General features: G+C 72.1%; 20 protein-coding genes and 1 pseudogene. 11 read left to right on the plus strand and 10 right to left on the minus strand.

What is annotated here, in order from left to right:
- Window position 1: 1 nt before the first annotated feature.
- Window positions 2-614, minus strand: a pseudogene (locus ABT170_RS11500) (TIGR03086 family metal-binding protein).
- Window positions 615-766: 152 nt separating this feature from the next.
- Between ABT170_RS11500 and ABT170_RS11505 the strand changes: the two are divergent.
- The 3 genes from ABT170_RS11505 (at window position 767) to ABT170_RS11515 (ending at window position 4729) form a co-directional block, all read left to right on the plus strand.
- Window positions 767-1759, plus strand: a complete 993-nt coding sequence (locus tag ABT170_RS11505) for a fibronectin type III domain-containing protein (protein WP_351866108.1) — start codon at window positions 767-769, stop codon at window positions 1757-1759.
- A 91-nt stretch (window positions 1760-1850) separates the two neighbouring features.
- The gene (locus ABT170_RS11510; protein ID WP_351866111.1) at window positions 1851-3203 is read left to right on the plus strand and encodes a M20/M25/M40 family metallo-hydrolase; all 1353 of its coding nucleotides are present in this window, start codon (window positions 1851-1853) and stop codon (window positions 3201-3203) included.
- The gene (locus ABT170_RS11515) at window positions 3200-4729 is read left to right on the plus strand and encodes a YfcC family protein (RefSeq protein ID WP_329942703.1); all 1530 of its coding nucleotides are present in this window, start codon (window positions 3200-3202) and stop codon (window positions 4727-4729) included. Before ABT170_RS11510 ends, ABT170_RS11515 begins: the two co-directional genes overlap by 4 nt.
- Window positions 4730-4781: 52 nt before the next feature.
- Here the strand turns inward: ABT170_RS11515 and ABT170_RS11520 are convergent, their stop codons facing one another.
- Window positions 4782-5414 (minus strand): TetR/AcrR family transcriptional regulator, encoded by a 633-nt coding sequence (locus tag ABT170_RS11520; protein ID WP_329942704.1) that lies wholly within the window; start codon window positions 5412-5414, stop codon window positions 4782-4784.
- Window positions 5415-5512: 98 nt separating this feature from the next.
- Here ABT170_RS11520 and ABT170_RS11525 point away from each other — a divergent pair, with 98 nt between their 5' ends.
- Entirely contained in the window at window positions 5513-6790 is a 1278-nt protein-coding gene (locus ABT170_RS11525) for an extracellular solute-binding protein (protein ID WP_351866115.1), read from the plus strand.
- A 34-nt stretch (window positions 6791-6824) separates the two neighbouring features.
- Here ABT170_RS11525 and ABT170_RS11530 read toward each other — a convergent pair whose 3' ends face one another.
- From ABT170_RS11530 to ABT170_RS11540, 3 genes are all read right to left on the minus strand, one after another.
- Window positions 6825-7601: a DUF6796 family protein gene (locus ABT170_RS11530; protein WP_351866118.1), complete on the minus strand. Its 777-nt coding sequence runs from the start codon at window positions 7599-7601 to the stop codon at window positions 6825-6827.
- Window positions 7602-7754: 153 nt separating this feature from the next.
- Entirely contained in the window at window positions 7755-9374 is a 1620-nt protein-coding gene (gene aceB, locus ABT170_RS11535; RefSeq protein ID WP_329942707.1) for a malate synthase A, read from the minus strand.
- A 245-nt stretch (window positions 9375-9619) separates the two neighbouring features.
- Window positions 9620-10225 carry a nucleotidyltransferase family protein gene (locus ABT170_RS11540; RefSeq protein ID WP_351866121.1) on the minus strand — a complete coding sequence of 202 codons (606 nt, stop codon included), beginning with the start codon at window positions 10223-10225 and terminating at the stop codon, window positions 9620-9622.
- Window positions 10226-10415: 190 nt separating this feature from the next.
- Here ABT170_RS11540 and ABT170_RS11545 point away from each other — a divergent pair, with 190 nt between their 5' ends.
- Window positions 10416-10733, plus strand: coding sequence for a DUF5955 family protein (locus ABT170_RS11545; protein ID WP_443034280.1), 318 nt, complete (start codon window positions 10416-10418; stop codon window positions 10731-10733).
- A 46-nt stretch (window positions 10734-10779) separates the two neighbouring features.
- Here the strand turns inward: ABT170_RS11545 and ABT170_RS11550 are convergent, their stop codons facing one another.
- Window positions 10780-11412: a response regulator gene (locus ABT170_RS11550; protein ID WP_329942710.1), complete on the minus strand. Its 633-nt coding sequence runs from the start codon at window positions 11410-11412 to the stop codon at window positions 10780-10782.
- Window positions 11409-12620 (minus strand): sensor histidine kinase, encoded by a 1212-nt coding sequence (locus ABT170_RS11555; RefSeq protein WP_329942711.1) that lies wholly within the window; start codon window positions 12618-12620, stop codon window positions 11409-11411. The genes ABT170_RS11550 and ABT170_RS11555 overlap by 4 nt, the downstream gene beginning before the upstream one ends.
- A 110-nt stretch (window positions 12621-12730) precedes the next feature.
- On the opposite strand from ABT170_RS11555, the gene ABT170_RS11560 reads away from it, so the two are divergent.
- Together ABT170_RS11560 and ABT170_RS11565 are read left to right on the plus strand one after the other, a co-directional pair.
- Window positions 12731-13816, plus strand: a complete 1086-nt coding sequence (locus ABT170_RS11560) for an ABC transporter permease (RefSeq protein WP_351866125.1) — start codon at window positions 12731-12733, stop codon at window positions 13814-13816.
- A complete protein-coding gene (locus tag ABT170_RS11565; protein ID WP_329942713.1) occupies window positions 13813-14496 on the plus strand; it encodes an ABC transporter ATP-binding protein in 684 nt (227 codons plus the stop codon). Before ABT170_RS11560 ends, ABT170_RS11565 begins: the two co-directional genes overlap by 4 nt.
- Window positions 14497-14580: 84 nt before the next feature.
- On the opposite strand, the gene ABT170_RS11570 is transcribed toward ABT170_RS11565, so the two are convergent.
- On the minus strand, window positions 14581-15381 hold the full coding sequence (locus tag ABT170_RS11570) for an IclR family transcriptional regulator (protein ID WP_266925274.1): 801 nt from the start codon (window positions 15379-15381) through the stop codon (window positions 14581-14583).
- A gap of 336 nt (window positions 15382-15717) precedes the next feature.
- On the opposite strand from ABT170_RS11570, the gene allB reads away from it, so the two are divergent.
- The 3 genes from allB (at window position 15718) to ABT170_RS11585 (ending at window position 18731) form a co-directional block, all read left to right on the plus strand.
- Window positions 15718-17061 carry an allantoinase AllB gene (gene allB, locus ABT170_RS11575; protein WP_351866130.1) on the plus strand — a complete coding sequence of 448 codons (1344 nt, stop codon included), beginning with the start codon at window positions 15718-15720 and terminating at the stop codon, window positions 17059-17061.
- A 2-nt stretch (window positions 17062-17063) separates the two neighbouring features.
- Complete coding sequence (gene alc, locus ABT170_RS11580) at window positions 17064-18251, plus strand: allantoicase (RefSeq protein WP_351866133.1); 1188 nt, start codon at window positions 17064-17066, stop codon at window positions 18249-18251.
- Between the two features lie 150 nt (window positions 18252-18401).
- Window positions 18402-18731: a putative quinol monooxygenase gene (locus tag ABT170_RS11585; protein WP_329942716.1), complete on the plus strand. Its 330-nt coding sequence runs from the start codon at window positions 18402-18404 to the stop codon at window positions 18729-18731.
- Between the two features lie 24 nt (window positions 18732-18755).
- On the opposite strand, the gene ABT170_RS11590 is transcribed toward ABT170_RS11585, so the two are convergent.
- A complete protein-coding gene (locus ABT170_RS11590) occupies window positions 18756-19520 on the minus strand; it encodes an SDR family NAD(P)-dependent oxidoreductase (protein WP_329942717.1) in 765 nt (254 codons plus the stop codon).
- A gap of 296 nt (window positions 19521-19816) precedes the next feature.
- Here ABT170_RS11590 and ABT170_RS11595 point away from each other — a divergent pair, with 296 nt between their 5' ends.
- Window positions 19817-20440, plus strand: coding sequence for a dihydrofolate reductase family protein (locus tag ABT170_RS11595; protein ID WP_351866137.1), 624 nt, complete (start codon window positions 19817-19819; stop codon window positions 20438-20440).
- A gap of 27 nt (window positions 20441-20467) precedes the next feature.
- On the opposite strand, the gene ABT170_RS11600 is transcribed toward ABT170_RS11595, so the two are convergent.
- Window positions 20468-21169: a TetR/AcrR family transcriptional regulator gene (locus ABT170_RS11600; protein ID WP_329942719.1), complete on the minus strand. Its 702-nt coding sequence runs from the start codon at window positions 21167-21169 to the stop codon at window positions 20468-20470.
- Window positions 21170-21229 lie beyond the last annotated feature (60 nt).

Raw genomic sequence — 21229 nt, forward strand, 5'->3', positions numbered from 1 at the left:
GTCAGTCCTCCGGCTGCCGGTCCGGGCGACGGCCGCCGAGGGCGATGACCCGGTCCACGAGCGGGGCGCCGGCCGGGACGGGGACCGGCGGGCCGAAGATCGCGTCGTCGCCCGAGCGGTCCTCGGCGGGCGCCGGGAGCGCCTCGCAGGAGCGCAGATTCGCCTCGTCCGCCCGGTACGGCTGCCCGGTCGACCGGGCCAGGTCCCAGCCGTGGACGACCAGCTCGTTGAGCACGACCGCCGCGGCCACCGGGGCGGGCAGATCCACCCCGCCTGCCCGGGTCATGCCCTCCCAGGCGGCGGGTGCCCGCCACGCCGCCGCCAACTCGTCGAGCAGCGGGGGCAGGACCTCGCGCCAGTCGTCGCCGAGCACCAGGGGCACCGAACCGGGGATGACGTCCGACGCCGGTCCGAGGTCCTTGCGTGCCGCGTCACGGAAGGACGTCGTCAGCCCGACCACATGGGCGAGCAGCTCCCGCACGGCGTAAGGGCTGTCCCGGGCAGGGGGTGGGGGCGGTCAGCCGGTGGTCGTCGACGGAGCCGAGCAGCGCGGCCATCCGCCGGGCGGCCGGTTCCAGATCGAGGGCAGGGGCGGGTGCGCCGTGTGGGTTCATACAGTTCTGACCGTCCGGGTCCGGAAAACTCATCGCCGGCCGGCCGGTCACCCCTGCCGGGTGCACACCGGCACATTGCGGAACGTTCCTCTCCGCCCTCTTGTCGGCGACCCCCGCACCATGGCATACAGGTCTGGACCATTGCTGTCCGGATGGAAGGCAAGACCGTGCAACGCCCCCACGCACCTGCCGCGTTGGCCTGCTCCGCCGCCCTGCTCCTCGCCACACTCACCGCGTGCGGCGGTTCCGCCGAAGCGGACACCCAGAGTCCGACCACCCCCCACGGCGTGACCGCCCAGGCCAGCAGCTCCACATCGGTGCACGTCATGTGGGAGCCCGCCTCCGACAACAAGGCGATCACCGGCTACGAGATCTACCGCGAGGGCAGGAAGGTGAAGTCCGTCCCGGCGGCCAAGCGGATGATCGATGTCGACGGGCTGACCGCCTCCACCGCCTACACCTTCACCGTCCGGGCCCGGGACGCCGCCGGGAACCTCTCGGAGCCGAGCCCCGCCGTACCCGTCACCACCCAGGCCACCCCGCCCGAGGACGACCGGGCGCCCACCGCCCCGGTGAAGCTGCGCGGCACCGCCGACGGCGGCCGTGGAGCCACCCTGACCTGGGGCGGCTCCACGGATGACGTCGGCGTCACCTCGTACGACATCTACCAGGAGGACTCCCGGATCCACAGCGTCCCGGGCACCGCCACCACCGCGCGGCTCACCGGACTGCGCCCCGGCACCGTCTACACCTTCACCGTCCGGGCCCGGGACGCCTCCGACAAGTCCTCGCCGGACAGCAACGCCTTCGACCTCACCACCGACTCCGCCCCCGGCGCCCCCGCGAGCACCGCCCCCACCGGTCTTCGCACCACCACCTCGGCCGAGGGGAAGGTGTTCGTCGTCGACCTGTCCTGGGACCAGCCCCGGACGGGCGGTGAGATCCCCGCGTACGAGCTGTATCTCAACGGGAGGATGACCACCACCATCGTCTGGGGCGGAACCCCGCCCAAGGGCCGTGCCACCTACCGGCTGACGCTCACCGATCCGCCGGGTACCCGGTACTCGCTGAAGCTGCGCGCCAAGCTTCCGGACGGCAAGTGGGGCGACTTCTCCGCCCAGCGCACCGTGGTCCTGGGGGACTGAGCGCTTCTCAGGCGTGCGGCGAGCCGCCCCATATGGTCCATTGATCCCGGAACCCTCAGAACTGGGCACGACGAGGAACAGGGGTTGAACGATGGACCTGAGCTCCCGGGTCGACGCGCTGATGGACGGACTCGTCTCGGATCTGGAACGGCTGACGGCGATTCCGTCCGTGGCCTTCCCCGGCTTCCCGCCCGAGCCCGTGCGGCAGGCCCACGACCTTCTCGTGGACCTGCTGCGCGGCGCGGGCGTCGAGCGCGTCGAACGGCTGGACCTGCCCGACACCGCGCCGATCATCGTCGCCGAGATCCCCCCGCCGTCCCCGGACGCCCCCACCGTGCTGCTCTACGGCCACTACGACGTGCAGCCGGCCGGCGACGAGAGCCTGTGGCTGTCACCGCCCTTCGAGCCCACCGCCGTCGAGGGCGGGCTGCGGGCCCGGGGCATCGCCGACGACAAGTCCAATCTCCTCGTCCATCTGGGCGTGCTGAGGGCGTACGGGGGCAGGCCCCCGGTCGGGCTGAAGATCGTCATCGAGGGGCAGGAGGAGTACGGCAGCGCCTTCGACGACTACCCGCCCACCGATCCCGACCGGTTCGCCTGCGATGCCATGGTCATCGCCGACATGGGCAACCTCCGACCCGGCAGCCCCACCCTCACCACGGGCCTGCGAGGGGCGGCCGAAGTCGTCGTCGAGGTCCGTACGCTCGCCGAACCGCGCCACAGCGGCGAATTCGGGGGCGCGGCCCCGGACGCCATGCTCGTTCTGCTCAAGGCCCTCGCCACCCTCCACGATGTGCACGGCGATGTCGCGGTCGAGGGTCTGCGCCGCGAGGAGTGGAAGGGCACCACATACACGGAGGAGGAGTTCCGGAGCCTCGCGGGGGTCCAGGACGGCATTCCGCTCATCGGTTCCGGCAGCCTCGGCGAACGGCTCTGGAGCGGGCCGGCGATCACCGTGATCGGCATCGACGCCCCGAGTGTCGACCACGCGGCATCCGCGGTCGTCCCCTACGCCCGCGCCAAGCTCAACCTCCGCTTCCATCCGGAGCAGGATCCCCGGGAGGCGAGGGGCCTGCTCGTCACCCATCTGGAGTCACTGCGCCCGTTCGGAATTCCGCTCACCGTCACCCCCGGCGACACGGGCCCCGGATTCGAGCCCGCGACCGGCGGCCCCGCCTACCGTGCCGCGCTCGCCGCCCTGCGCGAGGGCTGGGGCGCGGAGCCCGCGTTCGTCGCGAGCGGGGGCTCGATCCCCCTGGTCAACGGGCTGTCCAAGGCGGTCCCCGGCGCCGAGGTGCTGCTCTTCGGCGCCCAGGACAGCATGTGCAACCTCCACGCGCCCAATGAGCGGGTGCTGTTCTCCGAACTGCGCTCGGCGGTGATCGCCGAGGCCGCCTTCCTGCGGGAGTTCGCCGCCGCGCACGGCGGCGGGGGCGCCGCATGAGCGACGCGGACACCCGGGCCGCCCCGGAGGAGAGACCCCCGGCGAAGAAGAAGTTCACCTTCCCCAGCGCCCTGACGATTCTCGCCATCGTCACGCTGGCGGTCTGGGCACTGGCCTTCCTGATCCCCTCCGGCACCTACGACCGCGACAAGGACGGCTCGCCGGTCCAGGGCACGTACCACCGGGTCGACTCCGGACAGAGCTTCGTCGACCGCCTCAACGATCTCTTCCTCTCGCCGGTCAACGGCCTCTACGGTGTCCAGGACGAGAGGACCGGCCAGGTCGGGCCGGATCTGGCCGGTGAACTGTACGGCAGCGCGGGCGTGTTCCTGTTCGTGATCGCGATCGGCGCGTTCATCACGGTGGTCTTCGCCACCGGCGCCCTGGACCGGGGCATCGGCCGCCTCGCCCACCGGCTCCGCGACCGGGGGGCGCTCCTCATCGCGGGCGTGATGCTGGTCTTCGCGCTGCTGGGCACGGTGGAGGGATTCGCGGAGGAGACCCTCGGCTTCTACGGCCTGATCGTGCCGCTGATGCTGGCCCTGGGCTACGACCGGATGGTGGCCACCGGCACGATCATCCTCGGCGCGGGCATCGGGGTGCTGTGCTCCACGGTCAATCCGTTCGCGACCGGCGTCGCCTCGTCCGCGGCCGACATCTCGCTCGGTGACGGCATCGTGCTGCGCGCGGTCATGTGGGTCGTCCTGACCGCCGTGACCATCGCCTACGTCATCCGGTACGCGACGCGGGTCCGCCGGAACCCCGGCCGCTCGCTCTCCGGCTTCCTGCCCGGCGACCGTGACCACACGGCGGCGGACGCGGGCGAGCCCCCGGACCTGACCGGCCTGCACAAGACCATCCTGGTGCTGGTCGCCCTGGTCTTCACCTTCATGATCTTCTCGGTGGTGCCCTGGTCCAGCGCCATCACGGGTGACGCCGACGCCGACCCGTACGGCTTCGAGCTCGGTTGGTCCTTCCCGGAACTGGCGGCGCTCTTCCTGGTCGCGGCCGTGGTGGTCGGGGTCGTCGCCCGGTTCGGCGAACAGAAGCTCAGCGCGACGATCATCCAGGGCGCGGCCGACTTCATCTCGCCCGCGCTGGTCATCGTGCTGGCCCGCGGTGTCACGGTCATCATGAACAACTCGCAGATCACCGACACCGTGCTGCACTCCATCGAGGGCCTGGTCTCGGGCACCTCCTCGGCCGTGTTCGCGGTCTTCGTCTTCATCGTCAACCTGCCGCTCGCCTTCCTGATCCCCTCGACCTCGGGCCACGCCACCCTCGCCATGCCGATCCTGGCCCCGCTCGCCGACTTCGCGGGCGTCTCGCGCGCGGTCGTCGTGACCGCCTGGCAGGCGGCGAGCGGCTGGATGAACCTGTGGGTGCCGACGACGGCCGTCACCATCGGCGGCGTGGCGCTGGCGAAGGTGGGCTACGACAAGTACCTGCGGTTCGTCTGGCCGTTGCTGGCGATCCTCTTCGTGCTGATCTGCGGGTTCGTGGCACTGGGCGCGGTCTGGACCTGAGACGGGGCGCGGTCGGTCCAGGCCGCGCTGCGGACGTCGGGCCGACGCGCCGTCATGGACGCCAGGCCGACGCGTCCGTCATGGACGCCAGGCAGCGCTCCGCCAGCGCGGCGGGACCCTCCGCTCCCGAGGCCGGGGCGTCCCCCGCGGCCCAGGTCTCCACCGCGACCCGCACCGCGGCTCCGGCCACGGCCGCCGCCAGCCGGATGTCCAGCGCGCCCGCGTCGGCGGGCGGTCCGGTCCGCGCCGCGAGCACCGCGGCCAGCGTGGCCTCCGATGCGCGGCACGCGTCGTTCCAGACCGACTGGAGCGCCGGGCTGTCCGCCGCCATCCGCAGCAGCGAACGCACCCACTCCAGCGACTCCTTGTTCTCCGTGTCACCGGGCGCCGCGGCCAGCGCCCGTGCCGCCGCGTGCCGCAGCGCGCCGGGCAGGGGCAGGGCGCGGGGGGCGTCGCGCACCGCCTCCACCCACTGCCGCGCTCCGACGGCGAACAGCGGGGCGACGGCCTCCTCCTTGGTCGCGCAGTAGCGGTAGAAGGTGCGCGGCGCGACACCCGCGGCCCGCGCGATGTCCTCGGCGCGAGTGGCCCGCAGACCGTTCTCCACGAACAGTGCGGCCGCGGCACGGGCGATGTCCCACCGGGTAGCGGCCTTGCGCCGCTCCGTCAACGAAGCACCTTGCATGCGAGGCAGGTTATGCCCATAAGGAACCCTCAGTTGATTGGCAGACAGTGCCTATGTGGCAGAATCTGTCACCCAATCGGTGCGGGTACGAGCAAAAGGTGGCAACAGCGGTGCGTCGGCGGCGGTTTCTTCTCCAGACGGCCGGCCTCGCCGGCGCCACGGCCGGACTCGGGCTGGCCGGCTGTGACTCCGCCGGTTCGGGCGCGACGCTCGATGTGCTCGTGGCCAGCTACGACAAGAGCGTGGGAGCTTCGCTCGGGGACCAGTGGGACAAGGTGATCGCCGCCTTCCGGAAGAAGCACCCCGGCATCAAGGTCAAACTGGAGCGGGTCCCGTTCAATAAGATCGACAAGACGCTCGCCCGACGGGTCGAGGAGGGCCGCGAGCCCGACATCGCACAGTCGAACATCTTCGCCCCCTACGGCGAGGACGACCGGCTCTACACCGCGGGCGAGCTCTTCAACATCTCGACGCAGGCCGACTTCATCCGCTCCTTCGCCGACGCGGGCACGGTCGACCGCGAGCTGTACGGGTTCCCGTTCCTGGCCAGCACGCCCCGGCTCTTCTACAACAAGGAGCTCTTCCGCCGTGCGCGCGTCGGCGACGCCCCCGCGTCGTGGGACGAACTGCGCGCCGCCGCCGAGGCGCTGAAGGCGATCGGCGTGAAGACGCCGTACGGGCTCCAGCTGGGACCCGAGGCGGCCGAGGACGAGGCGCTCTCCTGGATGCTCGCGGCGGGCGGCGGCTTCACGGACCTGGTCGGCTACGACTTCGAGACGCAGCCGAACATCGACGCGCTGACCTGGCTGCGTGACGAGCTGGTCGCCGGGAAGCTGGCGGGCACGGCCCCGGAGAGGCTCGACCGGACCGAGGCGTACGAGCAGTTCCTCCGCGGCGACATCGGGATGATGATCGCCCACCCCGTCCTGATGGGCGCCGCCGACCAGGCCCGACTTCCGTACGCGCACGCCCCGTTCCCCGCGAAGGACGGCGGCACCCCCGCGCCGATCGGCCTGAGCGACTGGCTGATGGCGTTCAAGCGCAACGGCCACCGCAAGGAGTGCGGGGCGTTCCTCGACTTCCTGTACAGCGGTCAGTCGGCGGCGGCCTACGGCGGCAGCCAGTCCGCGCTCCCGGTGACGTACACCGCGTCCGACGCGGTGCGCGACGAACCCGCCCAGCGTCCCCTGTGGCCCTTCATCGACCAGTTGCCGCAGGCCCGTTTCGCCCCGGTGAACATGCGGTCCTGGCCCGACGTCCGGGGCGCGATACGCAGGGACGTGGGCCGCGCCGTGCTGGACAAGGGAGATCCCGTCTCGGTGCTCAAGTCGCTGGACGACGCGGCGGCCAAGGCGGAGGTGGCCGGGACGGCTTGAGCGCCCCGGACCGGCGGCGTGGTGTGTGGGACGTTCAAGCCGTCCCGGCAGAGGTGCCGGCGGCCGTGCTCGGCGCGGGCGGGTGCGCCCCGGCGCCGGGGCGGGCCTTCCACAGGACGGCGGTCGACAGCGAGAAGAAGAGCAGATTGCCGATGCTCAGCTGCGCGCCCTGGATCGCGGTCCCCGCCGCGCCGGGCGTCAGCGCGGCGACGAGCCCTCCGGCGAGGATGCAGACCAGCGGATTCACGGCGGCCATCCACCGGGGGAACGCGGTGGCGCCCCGGAACACGGATACGGCCATCCAGGCGGAACCCAGCACCCAGCAGAACAGCAGCACGCCGTAGGGAATGAACAGCACGTCCGCCATGTCGCCCGGCAACGCGTCCAGCGCGGCGGACCGTACACCGGAGGCGTCGACCGCCCTGGCGGCCTGCCCCCAGTAGTAGAAGGAGCCGTGCACGAAGGGGGCGAGGGCGAACCCCGTGGCCAGCAGCACCATCGGTGGCAGTGAGAGCGGTCGCGGCGCCGGCCGGAGTCCCTGGTACAGATGCCAGCACGCGACCAGGTAGAGCGGACCGGTCAGTACGCCGAGCAGCGCTCCCCACGCCAGCTGTGCCGAGGACGCCGACAGCATCGCCGCCAGTGAGTCCCCCGCCGTTCCGTCGTAGCCCTTCAGGACGGGATGGTCCCCGGGTGATGCCACGGGCTCGCCCAGGAGCAGGATGTCCCCGATGAGCCAGGCGACCGAGGCCGCGATGCCCGCGATCCCGGCGAGCCGTATCCGCCTGGTTCCGTTCTCGTCCGTCCGCACGTCGACAGCCCCTCCGTCACGTTGATCATGGTCAGGTTAGCCTAACCTAACTAAATGTTGGGGTGGGGTGCTGTCCGCTTTCGCTGCCGCACGGCTCCGCCCCCGGCGCTGTGCGGTACCGGGGGCGGGGCCGGGCGGCTGTCGTGGCCCGGGTCAGGCCAGCTGCTCGTACGCGGGGAGGGTGAGGAAGTCCGCGTAGTCCTGGTCCAGGGAGACCTGGAGCAGGAGGTCGTGGGCCTGCTGCCACCTGCCCGCGGTGAACGCCTCCTCGCCGATCTCCCCGCGGATCGCGGCCAGTTCCTCGGCCGCGACCCTGCGCGCCAGTTCGGCGGTGGCGTGTTCGCCGTTCTCGAAGACCACGTCCGCGTTGATCCACTGCCAGATCTGCGAGCGCGAGATCTCCGCGGTGGCCGCGTCCTCCATCAGGTTGAAGATGGCGACCGCGCCCATGCCGCGCAGCCATGCCTCGATGTAACGGATACCGACCGCGACGGCGTTGCGCAGGCCGTCGTACGTGGGCCTGGCGTCGAGGGTGTCGATGGCGATCAGGTCGCCCGCCGCCACGGAGACGTCCTCGCGCAGGCGGTCCTTCTGGTTCGGCTTCTCGCCCAGAACGGCGTCGAAGGAGGCCATGGCGATGGGGACGAGGTCGGGGTGGGCGACCCAGGAGCCGTCGAAACCGTCGTGCGCCTCGCGGTCCTTGTCGGCCTTGACCTTCTCGAAGGCGACCTTGTTGACCTCGGGGTCGCGGCGGGACGGGATGAACGCCGCCATGCCGCCGATCGCGTGCGCGCCGCGCTTGTGGCAGGTGCGGACGAGGAGTTCGGTGTACGCCCGCATGAACGGGGCGGTCATCGTCACCGCGTTGCGGTCCGGGAGGACGAACTTGGCGCCGCCGTCACGGAAGTTCTTGACGATGGAGAACAGGTAGTCCCAGCGGCCGGCGTTCAGGCCGGAGGCGTGGTCGCGCAGCTCGTAGAGGATCTCCTCCATCTCGTACGCCGCCGTGATCGTCTCGATCAGGACCGTCGCGCGGACCGTTCCCCGCGGGATGCCGACGTAGTCCTGGGCGAAGACGAAGATGTCGTTCCAGAGGCGGGCCTCCAGGTGCGACTCCGTCTTCGGGAGGTAGAAGTACGGTCCCTTGCCCAGGTCGACGAGGCGCTGGGCGTTGTGGAAGAAGTAGAGGCCGAAGTCGACCAGCGCGCCGGGCACCGGGGTCCCGTCGAGCTGGAGGTGACGCTCGTTCAGATGCCAGCCGCGGGGGCGGGTGACGACCGTCGCCAGCTCGCCGGCGGGCCTCAGGGCGTACGACTTGCCCGACTTCGGGTCGGTGAAGTCGATGGCGCGGGTGTAGGCGTCGATCAGATTCAGCTGGCCGAGGATCACGTTCTCCCACGTGGGGGCGGACGCGTCCTCGAAGTCGGCGAGCCAGACCCGGGCGCCCGAGTTCAGGGCGTTGATGGTCATCTTGCGGTCGGTCGGACCGGTGATCTCCACCCGGCGGTCGTCGAGCGCGGCCGGGGCCGGGGCGACCTTCCAGGAGTCGTCCGCGCGGATCGCCGCCGTCTGCGGCAGGAAGTCCAGGGTGGACGTACGGGCGATCTCGGCGCGGCGCTCGCCGCGCCGGGCGAGCAGCTCGTCGCGGCGCGGTGTGAACCGCCGGTGCAGCTCGGCCACGAACGCGAGCGCCGCGTCGGTCAGGACCTCCTCCTGCCGGGGCAGGGGCTCGGCATCGACGATGGCCAGCGGGGACGGCGCTGGTGCGGACATGAGCTGTCACTCCTTCAGCGGGTGGTGCGGACGGCGTGCCGGGGCCGCCGGATCGCCCGGAACGGCACGGCGTGCCATGGCTCCGGGATGCGGCCGGGGGTGCCGTCCGAGGTGCAGAGGGCTTCTGACCAGTGGATAGTAGTTTCCTCATGGTGGAAGTTCAATGGTTTGTTGATGTCGAGATTCTCCGGGTCGACACACGTGCGCCTCCGGCGGCCCACCGTGCCAGGACGCCCGCGGGCCGTTCATTCCAGACGCGCCAGATCCTCCGCGGTGTCGATGTCGAACGCCTGGGCCACATCGGAACACTCGACGAGCGTGATCGCATCGCGGTGCGCCCGCAGATAGGCGCGGGCACCCCGGTCGCCCACCGCCGTCGCGGCGGCCTCGGCCCACCGGTCCGCGCCGAGGAGCACCGGATGACCCCGCTCCCCGCCGTACGAGGCGGCTGCCAGCGCCGCCCGCGACGTGTACGCCGCACGCACCCGCGCCACCGCCTCCGCGCCGATCCCCGGCTGATCCACCAGGAGGACGAGCGCGGCGTCCGCGCCCGTCCCCGCGAGGGAGGCCAGCCCGGTCCGGAGCGAGGAGCCCATGCCCTCCTCCCACTCCGTGTTCACGGTCACCGCGCACCCCTCCAGAGAGGCACGGGACCGCACCTCGTCGGCCGCCGCGCCCAGCACCACGTGCAGCGGTCCGCAGCCGCCGTCGCGCAGCGTCCGCACGGCGTGTTCGACCAGTGGACGGCCGCGGTGCCCGAGCAGGGCCTTCGGTCTGCCGCCGAGCCGCCGGCCGCCGCCGGCGGCGAGCAGCACCCCGGCGACCACGGGGTTCTCGTCTGTAGGAGCCATGGCCCCTGGATACCACCGCGGGGTTCGCACAGGCGAAAAGAATGTCACCCTCAGGGGTAACCCCGAATTCTGTCCTCGGAGTGGCGCACGCCACCTTTCATGGCGTTAACTTGCGGGCAACCCCAGGCACTTGACCACGGTCCGGGGCCTGGTCGGTACACGTGCACAAAGACGTGCGAGGGGGAGTGCTTTGTTGCGAAGCGTGGGGCAGCAGAAGCGGGTCACCGGCAGCGGTGAGGACCCGAGAGTCGCGGAGCTGCGTACGGCGGTCGCCCGGCTCCGCCGCGAACTGGCCGGTCACCCGGCGGAGTTCCCGGACCGGGGGATCGCCGAGGACGAGCTGGCGTCGCTGGACGCCATGGCGATCAGCGGCACACCGGAGATTCCCCGGCTGCGCCGCTCGCTGCTGCTGATCGCGGGGGCGATCGGCTCGGTCAGCGCGCTGGCGGCCGGACTGAGGGACGTGCGGAACGCGGTGGATCTCTTCGGGGAGCCGCCGCGCCGCTGATCGCGTGTGGGGGCCGGTGGGGGACCGGCCTCGAAGGACCCGGGGGTCAGCGGCGGATCAGCCGGCGTGCCGTCGCCGCCGCGACCGCCGAGGTGCGGGAGTCGACGCCCAGCTTGGCGTAGATGTGCACCAGATGTGATTTCACCGTCGCCTGGCTGAGGAACAGCTTCTTGCTGATCTGCTGGTTGGACAGCCCTTCGCCCAGCAGTTGCAGGACCTCCAGCTCGCGCTTGGTGAGCGCCTCCGCGGGGGTACGCATCCGGTCCATCAGCCGGTGGGCCACCGCCGGGGCGAGCGCCGAGCGGCCGGCCGCCGCCGTGCGGACCGCGCCCGCCAGTTCCTCCGGCGGCGCGTCCTTGAGCAGATAGCCGCTGGCGCCCGCCTCGACCGCGGCCAGGATGTCGGCGTCCGAGTCGTACGTGGTGAGGATCAGCACCCGGGGCGCGTCCGCTGCCGCGGTGATCGCTGCCGTGGCCTCGGCGCCATGCATCCCGGGGCCGAACTGCAGATCCATCAGGACGACGTCGAAGCCGCCCGCCGAGGCGAGGGCCACGGCCCGTTCGGCGGTGGCGGCCTCCGCGACGACCCGGAAGTCCGGCTCGGTGTCGAGGACGGCGCGCAGCCCCGCCCGTACCACCGGATGGTCGTCGGCGAGCAGCAGCCGGATGGGGTCGCTCATAGGGTGTTCGCCTCCGTCGGGGTCTGCCGGGCCTGCGGGAGGGGGAGCGTGACGGCGACCGCCGTGCCCTGCCCGGGAGCCGATTCCACGCTCAGGGTGCCGCCCAGCGAACGCGCCCTCGACCGCATCGCGGGCAGCCCGAAGCCGCTTCTCCCCGCCTCGTCGGGCGGCCCGGACGCGGGGTCGAAGCCCCGGCCGTCGTCGACGACGTCCAGGGAGAGCGAGGTGTCCATGAAACTGAGGGTGACCTCCGCCCGCCCGGCTTCGGCGTGCTGCACCGCGTTGGCCAGGGCCGACTGCGCGGTACGCAGCAGCGCCACCTCATAGGGGGTGGGCAGTTCCACCGGGGTGCCGCTGACCGCGAAGTGCACGGTGAGACCGGGTGACGTGGTGCGGGCGCACAGCCGCTCCAGGGCCGCGGCCAGCGAACCGTGCTCCAGATCCGGGGGCGTCAGCGCGCGGACGAAGGAGCGGGCCTCGGCCAGATTGTCCTGCGCGGCCTCACGGGCCCGGCGCACGTGCGCGGCGGCCGGGGCGTCCGCCGGCAGCGAGCGCTCGGCGGCCCGCAGCAGCAGCTGGATGCTGGACAGCCCCTGGGCGAGGGTGTCGTGGATCTCCCGGGCCAGCCGTTCCCGCTCGGCCAGTGTGCCCGCGGTACGTTCCGCCCCCGCCAGCTCGGCCCGGGTGGAGACCAGTTCCTCGATCAGCTCGCGGCGCCGCTCGCTCTCCCGGAACAGGGCGTCGTACCCGAACACGGTGGCGACCGAGACCGCGGCCCCGAGCAGCGGGCCGATGAACGCGCCGGGGCTGATCTCCTGCCCGTGCAGGAGGAAGCCGGCGATCGCGGCCCCGGCGGTGACCGTCACGGCGGCCAGGCCCCAGCGCGTCGGCAGCAGATGGAGCTGGAGGAAGTAGAGCGGGAAGGCCAGCCACAGGGCGTCCGGCGACAGGACGAGCAGGGCCAGCCACACCGCTCCCAGCGCGGCCAGCCAGAGCGCGGCGGCCCGGGTCCGGGGCCGGACGGACGGGGTCAGGGCGCCCGCCGCGTACACCGCGGCCATCACCGCCGCCAGGGCGACGGCCGCCGGGGCGTGCGCGACCGGTTCGCTCAGGGCGCGGGCCGCGGCGAGCACCAGCAGACCCAGCAGCAGGGCGTGCAGACACAGCCGCAGAGCGGCGGTGACCGGGGTGTGCGAACGCGAATCCATGGTCCGTCCAGCCTAGACGCGCCTCGCGCGCGGCCGGTCAATCGAAAGGTTGATGTCGGGCCCCTCCGCCGCGCGATGTTTCCGCCGGCCCGGTGCCCGAGGCTGGAGCCATGTTCGTCGCATGGAGAGATCTACGGTTCGCCAAGGGCCGCTTCGCGCTCATGGGATCGGTCGTGGTGCTGATCACACTGCTGGTGGGGCTGCTGTCCGGTCTGACGGCCGGGCTGGCCCGGGAGAACACCTCGGCCGTCACCGGGCTGAACGCCGACCACCTCGCCTTCGCCGCGCCACCGGACGGCCGGTCGGTGTCCTTCACCGACTCGACCGTCCGGGAGAGCGCCTGGCGGAGCTGGGCGGAGCAGCCCGGTGTCACCGCCGCGCAGCCGCTCGGCATCCGGACCCTGAACGCCGCCGCCGGTGACCGTACGGCCGCCGTGTCCGCCTTCGGCGTCGAGCCGGACGGCGGACTCGCGCCCGCCGGGTCCCGGGTGGCCCCCGGGGAGGTGGTGCTCTCCGCGGGGGCGGCCGAGGACCTCGGCATCGGAGCGGGGGACAGGATCCGTCTGGGCGGCCTGGAGCAGCGGGTCGCCGCCGTCTCGGCGGACGACTCCTACAGCCACACGCCGGTCGTCTGGACCTCCCTCGACGACTGGCAGCGCATCGGGCACGACGGCGCGGGACCGGCCCAGGAGGCCACGGTCATCGCCCTGACCACGACCGGCGGCGCCGATCTGGCGGCCGGTGACAAGGCGGCGGACACCCGCACGTTCACCCTCGACGGCTCACTGACCGCGATCGGCTCCTACCAGGCCGAGAACGGTTCCCTCCAGCTGATGCGCGGCTTCCTGTTCGCCATCTCCGCCCTCGTCATCGGCGCCTTCTTCACGGTCTGGACGATCCAGCGCAGCGGCGATGTCGCCGTCCTGAAGGCGCTCGGCGCCTCCACGCCGTATCTGCTGCGCGACGCGCTCGGGCAGGCCGTCGTGATGCTCGCCCTCGGTACGGGGCTGGGCACCGCGCTCGCCTCCGGGCTCGGCGCTCTGATCAGCGGGGGTGCCGTGCCGTTCGTCCTGGACGCGTCGACCGTCCTCGTCCCGGCGGCCGTCATGATCGCCCTCGGCGCGCTCGGGGCCGCCCTGTCCATCCGGCGGATCACCGCCGTCGACCCGCTCACCGCGCTCGGGAGTGCCCGATGACCCTCACGCTGTCACATGTCACCCTCACCTACCCCGACGGCGACGGCAGGCTCACCGCACTGGACCGGGTCTCGCTGGACGTTCCCGCCGGCTCGCTCACCGCGGTCGTCGGGCCGTCCGGCTCCGGGAAGTCGAGCCTGCTCGCGGTGGCCGCCACCCTGGTCACCCCGGACGAGGGGAACGTGGTCGTCGCCGGTACGGAGACCTCGGGGCTCAGCCGCGCGGAGCAGGCGGCGCTGCGCCGGGAACGGATCGGCATCGTCTTCCAGCAGCCGAACCTGCTGCCCTCACTGACCGCCGTCGAACAGCTCCAGGTGATGGCGCATCTGTCGGGCCGGGCGGCCCGCACCGCCCGCGGCAGGGCCCTCGAACTGCTCGACGCGGTCGGTCTCGCCGACCGGGCGCACCGCCGCCCGCACCAGTTGTCGGGCGGCCAGCGTCAGCGGATCAATATCGCGCGGGCCCTGATGAACGAACCGGCGGTCCTGCTCGTCGACGAGCCGACCAGCGCGCTCGACCACGAACGGGGGGCCGCCGTGCTCGACCTGCTGGCCACCCTGACCCGGCAGAGGTCCACCGCCACGGTGCTGGTCACGCACGACCGGGCGCACCTGGACCGGATGGACCGGACGGTGACGATGGACGACGGGCGGCTGACCGTACCGGAGCCCGCCGCCTGACCGGCCCCGCAGACGGCCGGGACGCCGACAGCCCGGACGCGCGCCCGCCGGCGGCCGGGCGGGGGCCCCGGCTCCGCCCGCAGGTCAGCCGGCCGAACCGCTGCTCGCCAGCGCCGAGGAGAGCTCCTTCGCCACCTGCTGGAGAATCGGCACGATCCGCTCCGTCGCCGTCTCCGTCACCCGTCCCGCCGGGCCCGAGATGGAGATCGCGGCCGAAGTGGGGGAGTTGGGCACGGACACCGCCAGGCAGCGGACGCCGATCTCCTGCTCGTTGTCGTCCACCGCGTAACCGGCCCTGCGCACCTGCTCCAGCGCTTCGAGGAAACCGTCCGGGGTGGTGATCGTCTTCTCGGTGGCGGCCGGCATCCCGGTGCGCGCGAGAAGGGCCCGTACCTCCTCGGCGGGAGTGTTCGCGAGCAGCGCCTTGCCCACCCCCGTGGAGTGAGGGAGCACCCGGCGGCCCACCTCGGTGAACATCCGCATCGAGTGCTTGGAGGGGACCTGGGCGACGTACACGATCTCGTCGCCGTCCAGCAGCGCCATGTTCGCCGTCTCGCCGGTCTCCTCCACCAGACGCTGGAGGTAGGGGCGGGCCCAGGTGCCGAGCAGCCGGGAAGCGGACTCGCCGAGCCGGATCAGCCGGGGGCCCAGCGCGTAGCGGCGGTTGGGCTGCTGGCGGACGTAGCCGCAGACGACCAGTGTGCGCATCAGCCGGTGGATGGTGGGCAGCGGAAGCCCGCTGCTCGCGGAGAGCTCGCTCAGTCCGACCTCGCCCCCGGCGTCGGCCATCCGCTCCAGCAGATCGAAGGCGCGCTCAAGGGACTGCACCCCACCGCTGGAACCGGTGGGCTTGGAGTCGGATGTGCTGGCGTGGGACGGCGGCACGTCAACGGTCCTTTCGAAGCGGAAGGCAAGGCAGCAGCCTACCGGGCTGTTCCGGATCGGCCCACTGCTCCCGGTGCGGCGTCCTTGCCGGTCAGGGCCTGTTTTGTCCAGGTGCCGACGGTCGGCGAGGTGGTGCGGCGGTGCCGCTCCTGGTCCATGCTACGTTCCGCCCTCCGAAATACGACTTTTACTTTGTGGAAACCTCCAGTCGGGCTGACGGGTGGGCGCCGCAGGGTCCGCCGGCCCTCCGGCGGGGCGGGCGGGGGTCTTGACGGTCCGGATCCCCGAGTGAAGACTCGTTCAACAGTTCGTTGAATTCTTGAGTGAGGAGCACGGGTGTCCGGTCCGGACGTGAACCTGGTACTGCGCTCGACGCGCGTCGTCACCCCCGGAGGCACCCGCCCCGCGGCCGTCGCCGTCGCCGGCGGGACGATCGAGGCCGTGCTGCCGTACGACGCCGGTGTACCCGGCGGCGCCCGGCTGGAGGACTTCGGCGACGATGTCCTGCTGCCCGGCCTCGTCGACACCCACGTCCATGTGAACGACCCCGGCCGGACGGAGTGGGAGGGCTTCTCCACCGCCACCCGGGCGGCCGCGGCGGGCGGGATCACCACCCTCCTGGACATGCCGCTCAACTCCCTGCCGCCGACCACCACGGTCGGGAATCTGCGCGCCAAGCAGCGGGTCGCCGCTCCCAAGGCGCACATCGACACCGGCTTCTGGGGCGGTGCGGTCCCGTCCAACACCAAGGATCTGCGACCGCTGCACGAGGCCGGGGTCTTCGGTTTCAAGTGCTTCCTGTCGCCCTCGGGGGTCGAGGAGTTCCCGGAGCTGGACCAGGAGCAACTGGTGTGCTCCATGGCCGAGATCGCCGGATTCGACGGGCTGCTCATCGTGCACGCCGAGGACCCGCACCAGCTGTCGGCCGCACCGCAGCGCGGCGGCCCGGCGTACGCGGACTTCCTCGCCTCCCGCCCGCGCGATGCCGAGAACGCCGCGATCGAGGGCCTGATCGCCCATGCCGGGCGGCTGAACGCCCGCGTCCACGTGCTGCACCTCTCCTCCGGCGACGCCCTGCCGCTGATCGCCGCCGCCAAGCGCGAGGGAGTGCGTGTCACCGTCGAGTCCTGCCCGCACTTCCTCACCCTCACCGCCGAGGAAGTCCCGGACGGCGCAACCGAGTTCAAGTGCTGCCCGCCCATCAGGGAGGCCGCCAACCAGGATGCCCTGTGGGCCGGGCTCGCCGACGGCACCATCGACTGCGTCGTCTCCGACCACTCGCCCTGCACCACCGATCTGAAGACCCCCGACTTCGCCTCCGCCTGGGGCGGCATCTCCTCCCTCCAGCTCGGCCTGCCCGCGATCTGGACCGAGGCCCGCAGACGCGGTCACTCCCTCGACGACGTGGTCCGCTGGATGTCGGCCGCGCCCGCCGCCCTGGCCGGACTGACCCGCAAGGGCGCCATCGAAGCCGGCCGGGACGCCGACTTCGCGGTCCTCGCCCCCGAGGAGACCTTCACCGTCGACCCGGCCGAGCTCTTCCACCGCAACCAGGTCACCGCGTACGCGGGCCGGACCCTGCACGGCGTCGTGCGCTCCACCTGGCTGCGCGGCGTCCGCATAGCGGCCGACGGCGTCCTGGCCGAGCCCACCGGCCGCCTCCTCGAAAGGAATCACTGACCATGACGGACTCGGCGATACCGCACTTCACCGGAGACGCGAGCCCCTACGCGGGCGGCGACCCGTACGCCGACCACCGCAGCGCCGACTTCCCCTTCAGCCACCTCGTCGACCTCGCCGACCGGCGGCTCGGCGCCGGTGTGATCGCCGCCAACGACGAGTTCTTCGCCGAGCGCGAGAACCTGCTGAAGCCGGAGCCCGCCGAGTTCGACCCGGAGCGCTTCGGCCACAAGGGCAAGGTCATGGACGGCTGGGAGACCCGCCGCCGACGCGGAGCGAGCGCCACCGAGCCGCACCCCGCCGACGAGGACCACGACTGGGCCCTGGTACGGCTCGGCGCCCCCGGTGTCGTCCGGGGAATCGTCGTGGACACCGCCCACTTCCGCGGCAACTACCCGCAGGCGGTCTCCATCGAGGCCGCCTGTGTCCCCGGCTCCCCGGCCCCCGGTGAGCTGCTCGCCCCCGACGTCGTGTGGACAACGCTCGTACCCCGTACGGCCGTCGGCGGCCATGCCGCCAACGGGTTCGTGGTCGAGGCCGGAGCCCGCTTCACCCACCTGAGGGTCAACCAGCACCCGGACGGCGGAATCGCCCGGCTCCGGGTGTACGGAGAGGTCGTCCCGGACCCCGCCTGGCTGGCCGCGCTCGGCACCTTCGACCTCGCGGCGCTGGAGAACGGCGGACAGGTCGAGGACGCCTCCGACCGCTTCTACTCCCCGGCCACCAACACCATCCAGCCGGGCCGTTCCCGGAAGATGGACGACGGCTGGGAGACCAGGCGCCGGCGCGACAGGGGCAACGACTGGATCCGCTACGCGCTCGCCGCCGAGGCGGAGATCCGGGCCGTCGAGATCGACACCGCGTATCTGGTGGGCAACTCCGCGGGCTGGGCGAGCCTTTCGGTACGCGACGGGCACAGCGGCGGCGACGCGGACCGGGACGCGAGCGGTATCGGGGGAGCGGACGGGGAAGCGGGCGGTGGCGGCGGGGAATGGACCGAGATCCTGCCCAGGACCCGGCTCCAGCCCGACACGAACCACCGATTCGTCCTGGAGCGGGCCGTCCGGGGCAGCCACGTCCGGATCGACATCTTCCCGGACGGCGGCATCTCCCGGCTCCGGCTCTTCGGCTCACTCACCGCCGAGGGTGCGGCGCGGCTGGCCGCCCGCCACGAGGAACTGGGCGGCTGACACGGGTGCGGCGGTCCGGACCGGATCCGGAGCGTTCGGGTGTGCCCGATGAGTCCGGATAAGCGAGCTTGTGTCACCCTGGTCGAGGTGCGGCGAGGTGCCCCACGGGGCGCGGCGCCGCACCTCCGGACGTCCCGACCAGGAGTTGCCATGATCTTCATCGCCGTCAAGTTCACCGTTCTCGTCGCCGAGCGCGACAACTGGCTCTCCGCGCTGGAGGACTTCACCGTCGCCACCCGTTCGGAGCCGGGCAACGTGTTCTTCGAGTGGTCGTACAGCGTCGAGAACCCGAACCAGTTCGTGCTGCTGGAGGCCTTCGCCGACGCGACGGCGGGCGAGGCGCATGTGAAGTCCGACCACTTCACGGCGGCGATCGCGACGATGTCGGACATGGTCGCCGAGGTGCCCGAGATCATCAACGTCGAGGTGCCGGGCGAGGGCTGGTCCCGGATGGCGGAGGTCACCCCGCGCAACCGGTGACCTCCCCCGTGCGGGCCCGTCGGGTCAGGCCGCGTGGCCGCCGTCGACCACGACCTCCGTCCCGGTGATGTACGCCGCGTCGGCACTCGCCAAGTAGGCGACCAGGGACGCCACTTCGTCCGTCGTGCCGAACCTGGCGAGCGCGGTCGCGGAGCGCTGGCCCTCGGCGAACGGGCCGTCGGCCGGATTGAGGTCCGTGTCGACGGGACCGGGCTGGATCAGGTTCACCGTGATGCCGCGCGGACCGAGTTCCCGGGCGAGCGGCTTGGTGAGACCGGCCAGGGCGGACTTGCTCATCGCGTAGAGCGTGCCGCCCGTGCCACCGGCGTAGCGGCTCAGGGCCGTACCGACGGTGATGACGCGTCCCCCGTCGGCGAGACGGCCGGCCGCCGCCCGGCAGGCGAGGAAGACCGCCCGCACGTTCACGGCCAGCACTCGGTCGACATCGGCGGTGCCGAGCGTGGAGATCGGCCCGAGGACACCGATGCCCGCGTTGTTGACGAGGATGTCGAGCCTGCCCAGCGCGTCCGCCGCGCGGCCGACGGCCCCGGCGGCGGCCCCCGCGTCCGCGGCGTCGCAGCGCAGGGCGACACCGCGGCGCCCGTAGCCCTCGATCCTCCGGACGACCGCGGTGGCGGCCTCCTCGTCCTGGACGTACGTCACGGCCACATCGGCCCCCTCCCGCGCGAGCCGCAGGGCGGTGGCGGCGCCGATGCCGCGGCTGCCCCCGGTGACGAGTGCGGCCCTGGGGGAGCCGGTGGTGACGGCGGCGGCGATGGTGCTGGACATGGCGGATTCCTTGCCGTTGGGGGAGTGGTGTCGCACCGGCCGGACGTCCCGCGGTCCACGGGCCGGCCGGTGACAAGGACAAGGAAAGCCGTCCGCCGGTCCGGAGACCGGCGGGAAACGGACGCCCACTCCCGTCGCATGCTCCGGCCACCCGCTCCCGCCCGCACCCGTGCCCGTACCCCCGTACGCCCCCGCTCGGCGGGTGGACCGATGAGTCAGGGGCGAGAGTGGAGTCATGGATGGGCAGGCCGGACCCCGTCGACCGGTCCGGACGCGGAACCACAAGGAGCATCGCCATGGGCAAGCTGACTCTCACGACCTTCGTGACACTCGACGGAGTCATGCAGGCACCCGGAGGCCCCGACGAGGACCGCAGCGGCGGTTTCGAGCACGGCGGCTGGATGGTGCCGTTCGCGGACGACGACTTCGGGCAGTTCATCACCGAGGTGTTCGGGCGCCCCGCGGCCTTCCTGCTCGGGCGGCGCACCTATGACATCTTCGCCGGGTACTGGCCCAAGGTCACCGATGAGAACGACCCGGTGGCGGGCAAGCTCAACGGGCTCCCGAAGTACGTCGTCTCCTCGACGCTCAAGGACCCGAGGTGGCAGCACACCACCGTCATCGACGGTGATCTCGTGACCGAGGTGACGCGCCTGAAGGAGCGGACGCGGGGCGGGGAGATCCAGATCCACGGCAGCGGCCGGCTAGCGCAGTCCCTGATGGCGCACGGCCTCATCGACGAGTACAACCTGCTGGTGCACCCCGTCGTCCTGGGGGCGGGTTTCCGGCTCCTCCCGGAGGGCGGGCTGCCGACCGCCTTCGAGCTGACCGCCGCCCGCACCACGTCCACGGGTGTCGCGATCAACACCTACCACCCCACGGGCCGGCCGGACCACGGGACGTTCGCCCTGGACGAATGAGCCGGCCCCCGGACATCGCCCCACCGGCTACGGTGCCGACGGCAGGACCGACGCGTCCGTCGCGCAGGAGCGCAGACGCCCCAGGATGGCGCGCGCCGCCTTCGTGTATCCGATCGTGTTGTCGTGCAGCACCGACTCCGCGTTGGCCAGTTCGAGGAACGCGATGATCTCGAAGGCCAGTTGGGAGACGTCCGTGTCCTCCGCGAGTTCGCCGAGGGCACGGGCCTCCTCGACCGTCTGCTCGACGAAGGTGATCCAGCCGGTCTGCGCGGACGCCAGCGCGTCGTGCACCCTGCCCTCCCGCGCGTCGAACTCGGCGATGGTGGCGTAGAAGAAGCAGCCGCCGGAGAACACCCGCTCCCGGGAGTAGGAGATCCAGCTCTCGCACAGGATCCACAAGCGGCCCAGTCCGGCCGGCGCGGCCCGCGCCGGCTTCAGCACATGCTCGACGTAGATGGTGACGGCCCGCTGGACGGTGGCGAGTTGAAGCTCCTCCTTCGAGCCGAAGAGAGCGAACACCTCGTTCGTGCTCAGCTTCAGCTGCCCGGCCAGCCCCCTGAGGGAAAGGCCTTCCAGTCCCTGTGCCGAGGCGACCTGCACCGCACGCCCGAGAACCTGCTCCCGGGTGTCCGTCCCCTGCTCGATCCGCGCGCTCCGTCCGATGCTCCCGACCCCCTTGGATCCACCTGCCGCGTCCGATCCGCTCGGTCCGCCCGGTCCCTCCGCCATTCTAGGAGCGCGGCCGGTGCGGACGCCCGGTTGTCGGTGAACGGGCGCGGGGACAGGTGT

The organism is Streptomyces sp. NPDC001787 (genome assembly GCF_040297465.1).
Classification (GTDB): Bacteria; Actinomycetota; Actinomycetes; order Streptomycetales; family Streptomycetaceae; genus Streptomyces.

Excerpts from the sequence above, each read along its gene's own strand:
- ABT170_RS11585 (WP_329942716.1), top strand. The coding sequence starts at position 18,402 with ATGATCTTCATCGCCGTCAAGTTCACCGTTCTCGTCGCCGAGCGCGAC.
- ABT170_RS11515 (WP_329942703.1), top strand. The coding sequence starts at position 3,200 with ATGAGCGACGCGGACACCCGGGCCGCCCCGGAGGAGAGACCCCCGGCG.
- ABT170_RS11510 (WP_351866111.1), top strand. The coding sequence starts at position 1,851 with ATGGACCTGAGCTCCCGGGTCGACGCGCTGATGGACGGACTCGTCTCG.
- ABT170_RS11560 (WP_351866125.1), top strand. The coding sequence starts at position 12,731 with ATGTTCGTCGCATGGAGAGATCTACGGTTCGCCAAGGGCCGCTTCGCG.
- ABT170_RS11555 (WP_329942711.1), bottom strand. The coding sequence starts at position 12,620 with ATGGATTCGCGTTCGCACACCCCGGTCACCGCCGCTCTGCGGCTGTGT.
- ABT170_RS11590 (WP_329942717.1), bottom strand. The coding sequence starts at position 19,520 with ATGTCCAGCACCATCGCCGCCGCCGTCACCACCGGCTCCCCCAGGGCC.
- ABT170_RS11540 (WP_351866121.1), bottom strand. The coding sequence starts at position 10,225 with ATGGCTCCTACAGACGAGAACCCCGTGGTCGCCGGGGTGCTGCTCGCC.
- ABT170_RS11565 (WP_329942713.1), top strand. The coding sequence starts at position 13,813 with ATGACCCTCACGCTGTCACATGTCACCCTCACCTACCCCGACGGCGAC.
- aceB (WP_329942707.1), bottom strand. The coding sequence starts at position 9,374 with ATGTCCGCACCAGCGCCGTCCCCGCTGGCCATCGTCGATGCCGAGCCC.
- ABT170_RS11505 (WP_351866108.1), top strand. The coding sequence starts at position 767 with ATGGAAGGCAAGACCGTGCAACGCCCCCACGCACCTGCCGCGTTGGCC.
- ABT170_RS11600 (WP_329942719.1), bottom strand. The coding sequence starts at position 21,169 with ATGGCGGAGGGACCGGGCGGACCGAGCGGATCGGACGCGGCAGGTGGA.
- alc (WP_351866133.1), top strand. The coding sequence starts at position 17,064 with ATGACGGACTCGGCGATACCGCACTTCACCGGAGACGCGAGCCCCTAC.
- ABT170_RS11520 (WP_329942704.1), bottom strand. The coding sequence starts at position 5,414 with ATGCAAGGTGCTTCGTTGACGGAGCGGCGCAAGGCCGCTACCCGGTGG.
- ABT170_RS11595 (WP_351866137.1), top strand. The coding sequence starts at position 19,817 with ATGGGCAAGCTGACTCTCACGACCTTCGTGACACTCGACGGAGTCATG.
- ABT170_RS11550 (WP_329942710.1), bottom strand. The coding sequence starts at position 11,412 with ATGAGCGACCCCATCCGGCTGCTGCTCGCCGACGACCATCCGGTGGTA.